Annotated in this window: 14 protein-coding genes; 9 read left to right on the top strand and 5 right to left on the bottom strand. The window is 60.4% G+C overall.

What is annotated here, in order from left to right; all coding sequences use genetic code 11:
- Window positions 1–19 precede the first annotated feature (19 nt).
- Window positions 20–670: an MliC family protein gene (locus ACWIKB_RS05270; RefSeq protein ID WP_475265646.1), complete on the top strand. Its 651-nt coding sequence runs from the start codon at window positions 20–22 to the stop codon at window positions 668–670.
- A gap of 18 nt (window positions 671–688) precedes the next feature.
- Here ACWIKB_RS05270 and ACWIKB_RS05265 read toward each other — a convergent pair whose 3' ends face one another.
- Window positions 689–2,107 (bottom strand): aldehyde dehydrogenase family protein, encoded by a 1,419-nt coding sequence (locus ACWIKB_RS05265; RefSeq protein ID WP_475265645.1) that lies wholly within the window; start codon window positions 2,105–2,107, stop codon window positions 689–691.
- Between the two features lie 107 nt (window positions 2,108–2,214).
- Here ACWIKB_RS05265 and ACWIKB_RS05260 point away from each other — a divergent pair, with 107 nt between their 5' ends.
- The gene (locus ACWIKB_RS05260; protein ID WP_475265644.1) at window positions 2,215–3,111 is read left to right on the top strand and encodes a LysR family transcriptional regulator; all 897 of its coding nucleotides are present in this window, start codon (window positions 2,215–2,217) and stop codon (window positions 3,109–3,111) included.
- A gap of 1 nt (window position 3,112) precedes the next feature.
- Here ACWIKB_RS05260 and ACWIKB_RS05255 read toward each other — a convergent pair whose 3' ends face one another.
- On the bottom strand, window positions 3,113–4,018 hold the full coding sequence (locus tag ACWIKB_RS05255) for a LysR family transcriptional regulator (RefSeq protein ID WP_475265643.1): 906 nt from the start codon (window positions 4,016–4,018) through the stop codon (window positions 3,113–3,115).
- Between the two features lie 114 nt (window positions 4,019–4,132).
- Between ACWIKB_RS05255 and ACWIKB_RS05250 the strand changes: the two genes are divergently transcribed.
- A complete protein-coding gene (locus ACWIKB_RS05250; RefSeq protein ID WP_475265642.1) occupies window positions 4,133–5,128 on the top strand; it encodes a zinc-dependent alcohol dehydrogenase family protein in 996 nt (331 codons plus the stop codon).
- A gap of 25 nt (window positions 5,129–5,153) precedes the next feature.
- Window positions 5,154–5,729 (top strand): chorismate mutase, encoded by a 576-nt coding sequence (locus ACWIKB_RS05245; protein WP_475265641.1) that lies wholly within the window; start codon window positions 5,154–5,156, stop codon window positions 5,727–5,729.
- A gap of 40 nt (window positions 5,730–5,769) precedes the next feature.
- Here the strand turns inward: ACWIKB_RS05245 and ACWIKB_RS05240 are convergent, their stop codons facing one another.
- From ACWIKB_RS05240 to ACWIKB_RS05230, 3 genes are all read right to left on the bottom strand, one after another.
- A complete protein-coding gene (locus tag ACWIKB_RS05240; RefSeq protein WP_475265862.1) occupies window positions 5,770–6,912 on the bottom strand; it encodes a patatin-like phospholipase family protein in 1,143 nt (380 codons plus the stop codon).
- A gap of 169 nt (window positions 6,913–7,081) precedes the next feature.
- Window positions 7,082–7,717, bottom strand: a complete 636-nt coding sequence (locus tag ACWIKB_RS05235; RefSeq protein WP_475265640.1) for a response regulator transcription factor — start codon at window positions 7,715–7,717, stop codon at window positions 7,082–7,084.
- Between the two features lie 4 nt (window positions 7,718–7,721).
- Window positions 7,722–9,170: a sensor histidine kinase gene (locus ACWIKB_RS05230; RefSeq protein ID WP_475265639.1), complete on the bottom strand. Its 1,449-nt coding sequence runs from the start codon at window positions 9,168–9,170 to the stop codon at window positions 7,722–7,724.
- Window positions 9,171–9,399: 229 nt separating this feature from the next.
- Between ACWIKB_RS05230 and ACWIKB_RS05225 the strand changes: the two genes are divergently transcribed.
- The 5 genes from ACWIKB_RS05225 (at window position 9,400) to ACWIKB_RS05205 (ending at window position 16,379) form a co-directional block, all read left to right on the top strand.
- Window positions 9,400–11,022, top strand: a complete 1,623-nt coding sequence (locus tag ACWIKB_RS05225) for an acyl-CoA synthetase (protein ID WP_475265638.1) — start codon at window positions 9,400–9,402, stop codon at window positions 11,020–11,022.
- A gap of 126 nt (window positions 11,023–11,148) precedes the next feature.
- Window positions 11,149–11,475: a DUF485 domain-containing protein gene (locus tag ACWIKB_RS05220; RefSeq protein ID WP_429530981.1), complete on the top strand. Its 327-nt coding sequence runs from the start codon at window positions 11,149–11,151 to the stop codon at window positions 11,473–11,475.
- On the top strand, window positions 11,475–13,145 hold the full coding sequence (locus ACWIKB_RS05215; protein WP_475265637.1) for a cation acetate symporter: 1,671 nt from the start codon (window positions 11,475–11,477) through the stop codon (window positions 13,143–13,145). The genes ACWIKB_RS05220 and ACWIKB_RS05215 overlap by 1 nt, the downstream gene beginning before the upstream one ends.
- A 61-nt stretch (window positions 13,146–13,206) precedes the next feature.
- Entirely contained in the window at window positions 13,207–14,979 is a 1,773-nt protein-coding gene (locus ACWIKB_RS05210) for an acyl-CoA dehydrogenase C-terminal domain-containing protein (RefSeq protein WP_475265636.1), read from the top strand.
- Between the two features lie 131 nt (window positions 14,980–15,110).
- Window positions 15,111–16,379, top strand: coding sequence for an OprD family porin (locus ACWIKB_RS05205; protein ID WP_475265635.1), 1,269 nt, complete (start codon window positions 15,111–15,113; stop codon window positions 16,377–16,379).
- Window positions 16,380–16,401 lie beyond the last annotated feature (22 nt).

Raw genomic sequence — 16,401 nt, 5'->3', positions numbered from 1 at the left:
CGATCCGGGTAAAGCCACCATGAAAACGGTCACGGCCCTTTTCACCTGTCTGTTCGCTGCCAACATCTGCGCGGCGACACCCCCCAGTGCCGAGCCCCCTCCGCCCATCAAGACCACCTTCGATTGCACGCAGGCAAAGGCTTCCGTCGAGAAGCTGATCTGTCGCGATCCGCAACTGATGCAGATGGACATGGAACTGACGCGGCTTTATCGCCTGGCACTCACCGATGAACGTTCGGTACCGCCTCCCGACAAAATCATCATCGACCAGCAATTCTGGGCCAATGCCCGCAATCAGTGCGCCTCCGATCCAGAGCCCAAGATGTGCACGATCCGCAGTTATGCCGAGCGTGCTCACCAGTTGCGTCAAGGCTCGGCGATTGTGCGAACCAAGGATCCCGACCGACTCACCGAAGGTCCTCAGGTTATTCGCTGTACTGGATTCAGCACGCCGATTGCCGCCACGTTTTTTAGTACCCAGCCTGCGGTCGTGTACCTGAAATGGGCAAACGCCTCGATCACCCTGACCCAGGCGCCGAGCGATTCGGGCACCCGCTACACCGGCAAGGATCGCCAGGGTGACTACAGCTTCTGGCAAACCGACAACGGGGTCCTTTTCCAGAAACCAGGCTCCGGGGCAATGAGTTGTACGGCGGAACCGGTCGGCTGATGTTGGTACCGGCGGTCTTCATTGCGATGCAACAGTCTTTGCTTCCAGGAATGCCTCCAGCCCCAGGATGCCGAATTCCCGGCCGATCCCGGACTGCTTGACGCCGCCGAACGGGGCGAGAAGATCCGGAGTAATTCTGTTGATCAGTACCGTGCCGGCCTCTAATCGGGACGCGATGCCATTCGCGCGTTCCTGCCGTTGCGAAAACACATACGCCTGTAAACCGTAAATCGTGTTGTTGGCGATTTCTATGGCGTGCGCCTCGCTGTCATAAGCAAGGATCGACAGCACCGGGCCGAAAATCTCTTCACGCGCGATGTCCATGTCGTTGTTAACGTCGGCAAATACCGTGGGCTGTACGAAATAACCCTTTTCCAGCCCAAAGGGCCGGCCCTCCCCACCTGCAATCAGCGTCGCGCCTTGCTCATGGCCACGCCGGATGAAACCTTGCACCCGGTCGTATTGGGCTCGGCTGACAAGCGGCCCAATAATCGTTGCCGGATCTTGAGGATTTCCCACGACCATCGCCGCCACTAACGTCTTGACCCGCTCGATGACTTCCTTCAAACGCGCACGCGGCACCAACAAACGCGTACCGGCGACGCAGGCCTGGCCGTTGTTCATGAACGCGGCACTCAGAGCCAAGGGTATGGCGCTGTCGAAGTCTGCGTCATCGAGGACGATAGCGGCGGATTTTCCCGTGAGCGCCAGGCTCACCCGTTTCAGGGTCTCTACACCGGCGTGAGCAATCAGCTTGCCTGTCGGTGTCGAGCCCGTGAATGAGATTTTTGCGATGAGAGGACTGGTGCTGATTTCGTCGCCCACATCGCTTCCCCGCCCAAGCAGGATATTGAAAACACCGTCCGGCAGACCTGCACGATCGAGGGCTTGGGCCAGCGTGTGAGCCTGCAGGGCACTCAACTCACTGGGCTTGATGACCGAAGCACAGCCAGCGGCAATCGCGGAGGCCAGTTTGCTGCAAATTGTGCCGGCGGTACTGTTCCAGGGCGCAATCAAACCCGCGACACTGACGGGTTCCATAAACACCCTCGCCGTTCCCATCGGGCGAACCAGTTCGTAGGCCTCCAGGGTTTGCGCTGCGTTGGCGAAACACTGCGAAGCATATTGGCTAACCCATTGGGCCCGGGCAAACGGCGCGCCGTATTCCTCGATGGCGGTGTCGCGTATCTGCTCGGTGCTTGCCAGCACGGCCGCCTGAAGGCGTTTGAGCATGTCGATACGTTCAGCCTTGGTGGTGCGACCCATTGCGACCTGAGCACGTTTGGCCGCCACAATTGCGCGCTTGGCATCGTCACGATTGGCCAATGTGACGGTGCCCATAACCGCTTCTGTCGATGGATTGATGCACTCCACGACTTCACGTCCCTGCACGGGAACAAACTTGCCGTCGATATAAGCCTGATTGATGTGCCACATGATGGAGGTTCCTGACTGTGTCCTGGTTCGGTCCCTACAATCTAAGGTCACTTCACTGTTTTAATAATATGATCAAACACGGATGAGTTATTTCGGAAACCGGGACTATGTATAAAAGTGGCCTGACTGAACTTGAAGTCGTGCTGGCCGTGGCCAGGCGCAACGGCTTTCGCGCGGCAGCGGTAGAACTGGAGATGTCGACCACCGCCGTCAGCAATGCCGTGGCCGGATTGGAGGCCAGGCTGGGCGTGCGACTATTTCACCGCACGACCCGCAGCGTCTCGTTGACCGAGGCTGGCCAAACCTTTGTGAATCAAATCGGCCCATCGGTCACCACCATTCAAGAGGCAATGGCCACGCTCCTGGAACACAACGCCATGCCTACCGGTACATTGCGCATCAACAGTTCGCTTGGCGCTGCGCTGATGATTTTCCAACCCATCCTGTTGAAGTTCCTGAGTCGCTATCCCGATATGACGGTAGACATCTCGACTGACGGGCGGATGGTGGACATTATTGCCGAGGGCTTCGACGCCGGCCTGCGTGCCAGTTCACGCGTACCGCAGGACATGATCCGCGTGCCCATCAGTGAACACATTTCAATGGTCGTAGTCGCTTCATCCGACTACTTGAACCGGCATCCCGCGCCAGACACGCTCGATGATCTTGCAGCGCACACCTGCATCCGCGCCCGGCTTCCCAGCGGGGTTGCCTCACCGTGGGAGTTCATGCGCGAAGACAAGACGCTGAAGATTGAAGTGCTGGGCCCCTTGGTTCTGGACAGCCCCATCCTGATGCTGGAGGCCGCGAGGCAAGGCTTGGGGCTCGCGCAGTTGCCCGAGTGGTACGTCACGGATGATCTGGCAAGTGGACGCCTGACAAGGGTATTGCAGCAATGGACCACGCCGGCTCCCGGGCTTTCCTTGTACTACTCCGGCCGTCGGCACTTGCCCGCCGGGCTGCGTGCGCTGATAGGCGTGATTCATGAAGCGACTGACCTCTAGCTCAACAAATACAAACGTCGTCATCGAGCGCAAACGCATCGCGTAAATAGTCGGTAAACGCCCGCACCCGCGCCGATTGCCGACGATCCGGCGGTGAAACCGCATGGATCGGCAGGGACGACGGCGTGTAGCCGTCCAACACCGCCACCACCCGCCCGGCCTGCAGGTCTTCGCGAAACAACCATGAGGGCGACAATGACATGCCCAACCCACTCAGGACCATTTGCCGAATCGCTTCGCTGTTGTTGCTGCGTACATTGCCCTTGACCTGCACGCTGCGCCATTGGCCATCGTGCTCGAAACTCCAGTTGTCGAAATGCTCCAGTTGATTGAAGACCAGACAGTTGTGAGCGCTCAGATCATCCGGTGTCGCGAGGACGCCGTTTTGCACTAGATAACCGGGCGCCGCGAAAACCCGACGTTTTGTCAGTCCGATCTGACGGGCAATCAGACTGCTGTCCTTCAACTCGCCAATCCGCACGGCGACATCGATTCCCTCACTGACCAGATCGACGTTCTCGTCGCTCAATTGCAAATCGATCGTCACTTGCGGGTATTGCTGAAGAAATCCGTGCAGGCGAGGCGCAATCTGTATCCGTCCGAAGCTGCCGGAAGAGGCAATGCGCAGCGGCCCGGCCACCCTCTCCTGGCCGGTCTGGAAACTGTGCTCGGCGTTGTCCACCGCCGCCAGGATCTGCCGACAATGCTCGTAGTAGCGCTGGCCTTCGTCGGTCAGGCTCAGGTTGCGCGTACTGCGGGCAAACAGTCGGCCGCCCAGTCTTTTTTCCAGGGCGCTGATTTGCTTGCTGATGGTCGGCTGGCTGAGTCCGAGCTCCCGGGCCACAGCCGAGAAGCTGCCGCGCTCCACCACTCGCCTGAACATCGACATCGCTTCTAACGTATCCATGGCTGCCTACTTGGCGGTTATTTGGCATGAATACTATAGGTATTTATCGTCTTATCGGAATCCATGCGCTGCGTGAAACTGTGGTCATCAGCCCATCGTCATCAGGAGTCCCCAATGAACCAGACCACCATGCGCGCCGCCATCGCTGTAAACCCTGGCGCCGCACTGCAAGTGCAGAACCTGCCGTTGCCTGAGATCAAGGCAGGCCATGTGTTGGTAAAAATCATCGCCAGTGGCGTCAACCCGCTGGACACAAAGATCAGCAGCGGCCAGGGCGGCCATGCCCGGCAACCATTGCCCGCTGTTTTGGGGATGGATCTGGCCGGCATCGTCGAAGCGGTCGGCGCTGACGTCACGGCGTTCAACATTGGCGACGAGGTCTACGGCATGGCCGGCGGGATTGGCGGCAATCAGGGTTCGCTGGCGCAATACATTGCCGTCGATGCCGACTTGCTGGCGCGCAAGCCGAGTAACCTGAGCATGCGCGAGGCCGCCGCGCTGCCGTTGATCTTCATCACGGCTTGGGAAGGACTGGTAGACCGGGCCAATGTTCGGGCCGGGCAAAAGGTATTGGTGCAAGGTGGCGCGGGTGGCGTCGGTCATATCGCGGTGCAAATTGCCAAGGCTCGCGGGGCTGACGTGTTCGCAACCGGAAGCGCCAATAGCCTGTCAATCATCGAGAGCTTCGGCGCCACGGCGATTGATTACCGCAGTCAGGCGCCTGCCGATTACCTTGAGCAATACACCGACGGCGAAGGGTTCGACATCGTGTATGACACCGTCGGCGGCGCGACACTGGACGCCTCGTTCGGCGTATTGAAGCTCTATACCGGCCATGTCGTCAGTTGCCTGGGTTGGGGCGAACACAAACTCGCGCCGTTGTCGTTCCGGGGGGCGACTTACTCCGGGGTCTTCACGCTACTGCCGCTGATCACCGGCAAAGGTCGCAAGCACCACGGCGAAATCCTCACCGAAGCCACCCGGATGTCCGAATCGGGACAACTGCGGGTGCTGCTGGACGATCGACGTTTCAACCTGGAAAACGTCAATGACGCCCATGCAATCGTTGCCGCAGGGCAGACAATCGGTAAAGTAGTGATCGACATCTGACCGATCCCTTCCTGGATATTCATGAATGAGCGTTAAACCGACACTCCAAATGCTTTGCTGTGCCGCACTCGGCCTGGCCGTCCTCAACGCCCAGGCCAGTGCGCCCTCTTCGTCACCCAAGGCCTTGCAACCGCTGCTGGTGACCTTGAACGAGCGCCTGAACATCGCTGATCTGGTCGCCCTGACCAAGTGGGACAGCGGCAAACCGATCCAGGACAGTCCCCGGGAAGCGCAAGTGATCGCTAACGCCAGGCAACTGGCCACTGAGCGGAAAATGGACCCCGAAGACGTCGGCCAGTTACTCGCGGCGCAGATGGAAGCCAACAAACTGGTGCAATACGGGCTATTGGCCAAATGGCAAGCCGCCGGCAAGGCACCCGACACCCCTCGCCCAGACCTGGCCAAGCAAATCCGGCCACGCCTGGATGAACTGCAAAATCGGCTGTTGCAGCAATACGCCGACTTCACGCCTTATCGAAATGACCCACAGTGCGCGAGTTGGATTGCCCAGGCACGCGTCAGCCTGGCCACGGATCAGCTGCATGAACTGGCGCTGATACGGGCCACAGGGGAGTTGTGTACTGCAAATGTACCGAGGTGATGGGTTTCCTGGCGTCCTGCTTTGACAAACAGGCCCTCGCTTAGCTGTTCGGCGATTTATGCCACGGATAGCCTTTCGAGCTGACTTCAAAGGCGTAATCGAACAGGCGCTTCATGTACTCGCCATCGAATTTATGATTACGCGGGCACAGAAAGTCAGAGCCGATGTACGCCAGGTTGAAGTCCGCGCCGTCCTGCTGTGCAATTCGGTAAATACGGTCCAGATCGCTGATCCCCTGGGTCTGGATCAGTGTGCTGATGGCTCGACCGCCAATGCTCAAGGTGCGGCGCTTGGTGCCCGACCATTGCGGCTCCAGTTTGCCGTTGCGAATGACGTAGAAATGCCGCTCCCGGCGCAGGCGCGCGCCGGGCACTTTGTTCAGTTCCATGACGGTGGCCGGCGGGTAAAGGAACACCTGCGTGAGAACGCCGCCGTCCACGTGCATTTCCTGGAACTGTTTGCCATCAACCTCCACATCGATCATGACCGGCGAGACGGCGCCGGGAATGCTCATCGACGCGACCATGATGTTGCGAAACAGGTCGAGCGCTCCCGGTGCGCCGCTGGAAGCAATAGCGCCCATGTTCCAGGTGACGGGGCGCCCTGCATCCAGGTCGGTGGTGCCGATCATCAGCAGGCGTCCCTTGGCGTATTGCCCGGCGACGGATGCCAGCAATTCGGCGGTGACGTACTTGGCAATCAATCGCGACAGTGGTTTGCTGTCCGCGATGCCGTCGCTCGCCAGACGGGTCAGCACGTTTCGCGAATGGAACACGTCTTTTGGGCCGATGCCGTTGCAGATGCCCTGAATCACAGCGTCGTACTCAGGGCCCAGGTAAGCGAACGGCGCGACCAGTGCCCCCGCGCTGATGCCGGTGACGACCTTGAACACTGGTCGGGTCCCATTCAGGGTCCATCCCGCAATGATGCCCGCCGCGAAAGTGCCGGCGTCGCCACCGCCCGAAACGGCGAGCATATCGGCCAGCGGCAGCATGTCATTCGGCTCCTCGGTACTGGCGAACGCTTCGTACTCTCGTACGTTGGCCTCACTCGCATCCCGGATAAATGACGTCAGGTCATGATCCAGCCAGTAGCGCGCATTCGGGATGCCGGGGATGAGCGCTTTTTCCGTTAACGGTTGTGGCACTGCATCGCGGCGTTGCAGGCAGCCTTGGCGCAACATGTTCAGCGTTGAGGCGCTGGGCCTGGGCAGAAAGGTTTTCAAGACGCCTCCTCCGGTCCCTGCAATTGACAGAGAACGCGCTCGACTACTGGGTGGTGAGTGGCTTGTACACCTTCCAATTTAGCTCAAGCCCAGGCAGTCAGGACGCCGGCGGGACGTCCGGTCTGACTTAACGCAGCTTCAGTGGATCGACCATTTGCGCCGCAATCGCCATCCCCACCAGATCCGGCAAGGTATTGGCCTGCATCCGCTTCATCACCCGCGAGCGATACAGGTCGACGGTTTTGGCGCTGACGCCCAGTTGCTCGGCGATTTCACGCGTGGTGTAACCCTGCACCAATGGCAGCAACACATCGCGCTCCCGTGGCGTCAGCGTCAGCAGACGTGCCTGCAATTCTTCGTGGCCGACATTGCCCGAACGATTGGCCGCGCAGTTACTGAGGGCTTGTTGCACGCTGTCGAGCAGCAGCTGTTCGTTGTAGGGTTTTTCGATGAAGTCATGGGCGCCGGCCTTGAAGGCGCGGACCACAATCGGTACATCGGCGTGGCCGCTGACGAAAATGATCGGCAGTTTCAGTTCGCGTTCACGCATGGCTTCCTGCACGTTCAAACCACCCATGCCGGGCATGCGCACATCCAGCAGCACACAGGCATTGAGCTTTGCATCGCAGGCATCGAGAAACTCAACGCCACTGGTGAACGGCAAGGCTTTCAGTCCGACCGACTCCAGCAGCCAGACCGTCGAGTCGAGCATGCCTTGATCATCGTCGACCACATACACCACGTGTTCCGTCAGTGCTGCCATTAAGTTATTCCTGTTTTTTTTTTATTGGGCCGGCCAGCGGCAAACGGCAATAAACCAGCAGCCCGACCGGTTGCCGGCGCGCCTGCAGTTCGCCGCCGAGACCTTCGATGATGCTGCGGCTCATGGACAAGCCAAGGCCCAGGCCATCGGGCTTGCTGGTGTAGAACGGGGTGAAGATTTGCTCGAGCTCCGGCTCGCTGACGCCCGGCCCCTGATCGTGCACGCTGATCTCCACCGTTGCGCCCCCGACCTGCCCCGCCGCCATCACAATCAATGACGGCCGGCCCGGATGTTGTTCGCGATTGGCATCGATGGCATTGCGCAACAGATTGAGCAGCACTTGCTCCAGCTGTACCCGGTCTGCGTAAACGGGCGGCAGATTATCCGGCAGTCGATCTTCGATTGTCACGTGGCATTGGGTCGCCTCCCAGGCACACAAACGCACGGCGCCACGAGCGACATCGGCGACATTCAGCGCCTGCATGCGTCGCTGGCCCTTGCGCAGAAAACCGCGCAGGCGGCGGATGACTTCCGAGGCGTGAGTGGCGTGCAAGGTAATGCGTTCCAGGCCCTGGGCCACCCGTTCGGCGGCTTGCGGATTGTTGCCCAGAGCCTGCAAATAGCGTTGGCTGGCGTTGGCATAATTGACCACGGCGGCCAGCGGCTGGTTGATTTCATGGGCGATGCCCGACGCCAGTTCCCCCAGCGTCACCAGCCGCGCGGTGTGCGCCAATTCGTCCTCCAAACGCCGCCGGTTTTCTTCGGATTGCACGCGGGCGGTGATGTCCCGGGAGACGCAGACCACTTCGACTACCGCACCGGTGTAGGTTTCACGAATCGCCCGGCTGGCGGTCTCGAACCACAGGTAATGCCCGTCACGATGGCGGATTCGGTAGGTCATCGTGTGATAACCGTCCTGCTCCAGGGCATCGCGGGCGGTTTGCACCAGGTTGGCCAGGTCCTGGCCGTGGAACAGGCCCTGGGCCATTTGCCCACGCAACTGTTCAGGCCAATAACCGAGCAAGGTCCAGGACGCCGGCGACGCATCGAGAAAACGCCCGTCCGGGGTGTGCCGGGAAATCAGGTCGGTGGTGTTCTCGATGATCAGCCGGTACAGCCGCCGCGCCGTGGCCGCCTCGCGTTCTGCCAGCACTTGCTTGGTGGCCACATGGCAACGACCGAGCACACGGCTGCTCTGCGGATCGGGGATAAACGTCCAGATCAGAATCTGCGTCTGGAACTCGGCCTCGACCCCTTCGATGGCGCGCTGCTGCGCCAGGCAAGCGCGCACCAGGTCCCGGTGATTCTTCGGCAAAAAACCCAGTACGTAACTGTGCGGATGCTGCGCGACCAATGCCAGCAGTGCCGCATTCAACTCCAGCGGCTGACCTTGGCTATCGAGCAGCACACTCGGCTGTGGGTCATAACTCAACAAGGACGAGTCAGAAGTCATCACGGGTCCGCTACGTGGGGGAAACCAAGGATATACCGGCCGTGGAGCTTTGGCGGCATTCATTTAGCGCTCGGAGAATAATATATAGTACTTATACTATACAACGTAGGTTGTACTTCCATATCTCCGGCAGATTGTTATATAAAGCACACCGGACATAAAAGTTGACCTCAGCGGCTACGCTGAAAGGTCAGCTATAGAGCTAACAATCAGCCACCGAGTACCCGTCATGTCGATCTTCGAACAAGGGCTTAGCCCTACGGCTGTCAATCATATTGCCTTGTCGCCGCTCAGCTTCCTCGAGCGCACCGCCCACGTTTACCCCGACTACCCCGCCGTCATCCACGGTTCGATCCGCCGCACCTGGGCGCAGACCTACAGCCGCTGCCGACGCCTGGCTTCAGCCCTGGCCGGTCGCGGGATTGGCAAGGACGACACCGTTGCGGTGATGCTGCCCAACATCCCGGAGATGCTGGAAGTGCACTTCGGCGTGCCGATGATTGGCGCGGTGCTCAACCCGCTGAATGTGCGCCTGGACGCCGAAGCCATCGCGTTCATGCTGCAACACGGCGAAGCCAAGGTGCTGATCACCGACCGCGAGTTCCACAACGTGATTCATGCAGCCATCGGCATGCTCGACCATCCGCCGCTGGTGATCGACGTCAACGACCTGGAATACGGCGAAGGTCAGGCCGTCAGCGACCTGGACTATGAAGCGCTGCTGGCCGAAGGCGATCCGGCGTTCGCCTGGCAATGGCCGGACAACGAGTGGCAAGCCATCTCGCTGAACTACACCTCTGGCACCACCGGCAATCCAAAAGGCGTGGTCTATCACCATCGCGGCGCTTATCTGAACGCATTGGGCAACCAGATGACCTGGGCCATGGGCAACCATCCGGTGTACCTCTGGACCTTGCCGATGTTCCATTGCAACGGCTGGTGCTACCCGTGGACCATCACCGCGTTGGCCGGCGTGCATGTGTTCCTGCGCCGGGTCGATCCACAGAAAATCCTCACATTGATCCGCGAACACCAAGTGACCCACCTGTGTGGCGCGCCGATTGTGCTTAACGCGCTGGTCAACATGCCGGACTCGGCGAAGGCCGCCATTGATCACCCGGTGAATGCCATGGTCGCCGGTGCCGCGCCGCCGGCCAAGGTGATCGGCGCCGTGGAAGAAATGGGCATCAAGGTCACCCACGTCTATGGCCTGACCGAAACCTATGGCCCGGTGACGCTCTGCGCCTGGCACGCCGAGTGGGATGAATTGCCGCTGGATGAACGCGCGCAGATCAAGTCTCGCCAGGGCGTGCGTTACCCGACACTCGAAGGCGTGATGGTCGGCAATTCGACAACGCTCAGACCGACCCCGCGCGACGGCAAAACCATCGGCGAGATCTTCATGCGCGGCAACACCGTGATGAAGGGCTACCTGAAGAACCCGACCGCCACCGCCGAAGCGTTTGAAGGCGGCTGGTTTCATACCGGGGACCTGGCTGTGTGTCACCCGGACGGTTATGTCGAGATCAAGGACCGGCTCAAGGACATCATCATTTCCGGCGGCGAGAACATTTCCACCATCGAACTCGAAGGCGTGCTCTACCGCCATCCTGCCGTGATGGAAGCCGCGGTGGTCGCACGGCCCGATGAGAAATGGGGTGAAACCCCGTGTGCGTTTATCACCTTGAAGGCCGATCACCCGGACGTGCGCGAGGCGGACATCATCAGTTTCTGCCGTGAGCACCTGGCCGGGTTCAAAGTGCCGCGCACGGTGATCTTCACCCTGTTGCCGAAGACCTCCACCGGCAAGATCCAGAAGTACGTGCTGCGCGACCGAGCCCAGGCCCTCTAACCCTCACCGACGTTAAACCCTTCAAGCGGCAGGTCCCGGACCTGCCGTTTCGGGCTCGTGCGCGCCCAATTCGGCTGCCCGGCCCTGCCCCCACACACCGACAACAAAAACAATGTGGAGCTACCGATGATCGACATCCATTCAACCGACACCCAGCGCTGCGAACGGATTCGCACCAACCCGAAATTCCTTCAACTGGTCAGTAGCCGTTCGCGCCTGGCCTGGTCGTTGAGTGCCACGGTGCTCGGCACGTATTACCTGTTCATGCTGGTGGTGGCGTTTGCCCCGCAGTGGCTGCACGCACCGCTGGGCGAGAACCGGATGTTGACCCTGGGCATGCCGGTGGGCGCGGCGATCATCATTTTTTCCTGGCTGCTGACGGGCTGGTACGTCTACCGCGCCAACACCCGTTTCGACGCACTCGGCGCCGCGATTCTTGAGGAGAGCAAGTGATGACTTTACTCAGGAAGCTGACCTTCGCCGGTCTCGGACTATTGCCGGCCTCTGTTGTACTCGCCGCGCCGCTGACCGGTGCGGTGGAGAAACAACCGCTCAATCTGAACGCGATCAGCATGTTCTTTGTGTTCGTGCTCGGCACGCTCTGCATCACCTGGTGGGCAGCGCGGCAAACCAAATCCACTTCGGATTTCTACACCGCTGGCGGCGGCATTACCGGGTTCCAGAACGGTCTGGCGATTGCTGGTGACTACATGTCCGCCGCCACGCTGTTGGGGTTGTCGAGCCTGGTGTTCGCCAAGGGCTACGATGGATTCATCTACACCATCGGCTTCTTCGTCGGCTGGCCGATCATCACGTTCCTGATGGCCGAGCGCTTGCGCAACTTGGGGCGCTACACCTTCGCCGACATCGTTTCCTATCGACTGGACCAGAACAAAGTGCGGATCTTCGCCGCGTTCGGCTCGCTGACAGTGGTGTGCTGCTACCTGATCGTGCAGATGGTCGGTGCCGGACAATTGATCAAATTGCTGTTCGGCCTCGACTACCCGGTGGCGGTGGTGATCGTCGGCGCGCTGATGTTGGTGTACGTGATCTTCGGCGGCATGATCGCCACCACCTGGGTGCAGATCATCAAGGCAGTGTTGCTGCTCGCTGGCGGTACGACCCTGGCGGTCATGGCCATGTCGCAATTCGGCTTCAGCTACGAAACCCTCGCGACCAAAGCGGTTCAGGTCCACGCCAGCGGCTGGAACATCATGGGCCCCGGTGCGATGCTCGCCGACCCGATCAACACCGCGTCCATGTCCCTCGGGCTGGTATTCGGGATTGCCGGCCTGCCGCACATCCTAATGCGTTTCTTCACCGTGCCCAACGCCAAGGAAGCGCGCAAATCGGTGTTCTACGCCACCGGTTTCATCGGTTTCTTTTTCCTCGTGGTCTGCACCCTGGGCTTCGCGGCGATGGTGATCATCGGTACCGACCCGCAGTACTACGTCAACGGTGAAGTCGGGGGCGCCTTGATCGGCGGCGGCAACATGGTCGCCATGCATTTGGCTAAAGCCGTGGGCGGCAACCTGTTCTTCGGTTTCCTCGCAGCGGTGGCGTTCGCCACCATTCTGGCGGTGGTGTCCGGGCTGGCGCTGGCCGGTGCTTCGGCGATTTCCCATGACCTCTACGCCACGGTGTTCAAGCAAGGCAAGGCCAGCGAGAAACAGGAAATGCGCGTCACGCGCATGGCCACTGTCGGTCTGGGCATCATCGCGATTCTGCTGGGCATTCTGTTCGAGAAGATGAACGTCGCATTCCTGGTGGGCCTGACCTTCGGCATCGCTGCGTCGACCAACTTCCCGGTGCTGATCATGGCCATGTACTGGAAAGGCCTGACCACCAAAGGCGCGATCCTCGGCGGTTTCGCCGGCCTGATCTGCGCGCTGGTGCTGGTGATTCTGTCGCCTGCGGTGTGGGTCACCGTGCTCGGCCATGCCCACGCGATTTTCCCGTATGACCACCCGGCGCTGTTCTCCATGCCGCTGGCGTTCCTGGTGATTGTCGTCGTGTCCCGACTCGACCGCAGCGTGCGCGCCGACAAGGAACGAGAGGCCTACGCCGACCAGTTCGTTCGCGCCCAGACCGGCCTCGGCGCCGCCAGCGCATCCAGTCATTGATTGAAAAAGCACGGCCCGCCCGTTGCGGCGCCGTGCCCACCGTCCCAAAGAGGTTCACGTTATGCCCGAATTCAACGCTCCCCTGCGCGACATGCGCTTCGTGCTGCATGAAGTGTTCGACGCCCCGGCCCTGTGGGCACGCCTGCCGGCCCTGGCCGACAGCGTCGATGCCGACACTGCCGACGCGATTCTTGAGGAGGCGGCGAAAGTCACCTCGCACCTGATTGCGCCGCTCAATCGCAGCGGCGACGAAGAAGGCGCGCATTGGGTCTACGGCCAGGTCACGACGCCAATCGGTTTCAAGCAGGCTTACACCACTTACATCGAAGGTGGCTGGGTCGGTTTGTCCGGCAACGCCGAGTTCGGCGGCATGGGCATGCCGAAAATGCTCGCGGTGCAATTCGAAGAGATGCTCTACGGCGCCAATTCAAGCTTCGCGCTGTACTCAGCGTTGAGTTCCGGCGCCTGCCTGGCGCTGGATGCTCATGCAAGCGAAGAACTGAAAAGCATCTACCTGCCACCAATGTACGAAGGCCGCTGGGCCGGTTCCATGTGCCTGACCGAAGCCCACGCCGGCACTGATCTGGGGATCATCCGCACCCGCGCCGAACCCCGCGCCGACGGCAGTTACAGCATCAGCGGCAGCAAGATCTTCATCACCGGTGGCGATCAGGATCTGACCGAAAACATCATTCACCTGGTGTTGGCCAAACTGCCGGACGCGCCAGCCGGGCCCAAGGGCATCTCGCTGTTTGTGGTGCCCAAAGTGCTGGTCAATGCCGACGGTTCCCTCGGTCATGCCAACGCGGTGAGTTGCGGTTCGATCGAACACAAAATGGGCATCAAGGCCTCGGCCACCTGTGTGATGAACTTCGACGGTGCCAGCGGTTGGCTGGTGGGTGAGGCCAATAAAGGCTTGGCGGCGATGTTCACCATGATGAATTACGAACGCCTGTCCATCGGCATTCAGGGCATCGGCTGCGCGGAAGCGTCGTATCAGAGCGCGGTGAACTATGCCCGCGAACGGGTGCAGAGCCGCTCGCCTACCGGCGCCATGGCGCCGGAGCAAATCGCCGACCCGATCATCGTCCACCCCGATGTGCGACGCATGTTGCTCAGCATGAAAGCCATGACCGAAGGTGGCCGCGCGTTCGCCAGTTATGTCGGCCAGCAACTGGATCTGGCGAAGTTTTCCGATGACGCCCGGGAGCGCGACAACGCGCAAACCCTGGTGGCGCTGCTGACCCCGGTGGCCAAGGCATTTTTCACCGACACCGGGCTGGAAAGCTGCATCCACGGCCAGCAAGTGTTCGGCGGTCACGGCTACATCCGCGAATGGGGCCAGGAACAGTTGGTTCGTGACGTGCGTATCGCTCAAATCTACGAAGGCACCAACGGCATCCAGGCGCTGGACCTGCTCGGGCGCAAAGTGCTGGCCGACAGTGGCGTTGCGCTGCGCCAGTTCACCGGCGAGATCCGCCACTTCGCCCATCAGCCCGACGCGCCCTACTCCGTTCAACTGTTCGATGCCGTACAGCGCCTGGAAAACCTCAGCGACTGGCTGCAAGACCAGGCCGCGACCAACCGCAATGAAGTCGGCGCCGCTTCGGTGGAATACCTGCATCTATTCGGCTACGTCGCCTACGCCTGGCTCTGGGCGCGGATGGCCCAGGTGGCGAAGAAAAAGCGCAGTGACGACCCGGCGTTTTATGGCGCGAAGATCGCCACGGCGGACTTCTACATCGAACGCTTGCTGCCACGGATCTTGAGCCTGGAGCAATCCATTCGCGCCGGCAGTGGCTCGTTGTATGGCCTGAGCGCCGAACAGTTCTAACGATTGAACCGCACGCGACGCCCCGCTCCTCTCTTTGGGCGTTCGCGTTTTTTACTGATTAAGCCCTCGCCTGTCTGGCGAGGGTGTGTGATCCGCTTTTTCCAAAAAAATAAAAACAAAGGGGCTTCACCATGGACCGTCACACCCGCACGCTCGCTACCCGATTGTTACTCGCCGGCGGCGTTATCAGCCTCTCGGCCCCCGCCGCCGCTGACTTTATCAAGGACAGCAAAGCCAGCCTCGAGCTGCGCAACTTCTACTTCAACCGCGACTTTCGCCAGGACAACGCCGCGCAGTCCAAGCAAGAGGAATGGGCCCAGGGTTTTCTACTGCGTTACGAATCCGGTTTCACCGACGGCTTGATCGGCTTCGGTGTCGATGCCATTGGCCTGGCCGGGGTCAAACTCGATTCCAGCCCGGATCGCGCCGGTTCCGGCTTGCTGCAACGCCATCGCACCACTAGCAAAGGCGCCCAGGATGAATATGGGGAGCTGGGCGTAACTGCCAAGGTCCGCGCCTCCAAAACCACGCTGAAGCTGGGCACCTTGCTGCCGAAGTTGCCGACGGTGCTGGCCAACGATTCGCGGCTGTTGCCGCAGACGTTCGAGGGCGGTCAACTGACCTCGCTGGAAGTCGAAGGCCTGACCGTGGACGGCGGACGCCTGAAACAAGTCAACCAGCGCGATTCCTCCGACTACGAAGACATGAGCATCACCAAGACCGGCGCCAAAGGCATCACCACGCCGCATCCGACCAGCGACAGCTTCGACTTCGCCAGCCTCAACTACAAATGGACCGGTAACCTCGCCACGGGCTACAGCTATGGTCATCTCGACAATCTGTACAGCCAGCATCTGGTCAACCTGACCTACGTGCTGCCGGTGACCGCCGGCCAGTCGTTCAAGAGTGACTTGCGCTTCGCCCGCTCCACCAACGATGGCGGCAGCAACGTCGATAACAAGGCACTCGGGGCGATGTTCACCTACACCCTCGGCGGGCATGCGCTGGGGCTGGGTTATCAGGGCATGAGCGGCAACACTGGTTTCGCCTACATCAACGGCACCGATGCGTTCCTGGTGAACTTCGTGCAGATCGGCGACTTCGCCAGCAAGGATGAAAAATCCTGGCAGGCGCGCTACGACTACAACTTCGCGGCCATGGGTGTGCCTGGGCTGACCTTCATGACCCGCTACCTCTCGGGCGACAACATTGACCTGGGCGGCAATCGTCCTGAGGGAAAGGAATGGGAGCGCGATACCGATATCGGTTATGTCGTGCAGAGTGGCCCGTTGAAGAACGTTGGGGTGAAATGGCGCAATGCGACCGTGCGCTCGACTAACTTTGGCAGTGACCTGGATGAAAATCGTCTGATCGTCAGCTATAGCTTGCCGATTTGGTAGGAGGACTCGGCATCACAAGATG

This window comes from Pseudomonas sp. 5Vm1k (genome assembly GCF_056161485.1).
The sequence above is the reverse complement of the archived record's forward strand: the minus strand, read 5'-3'. Positions and strand labels throughout refer to the sequence as shown.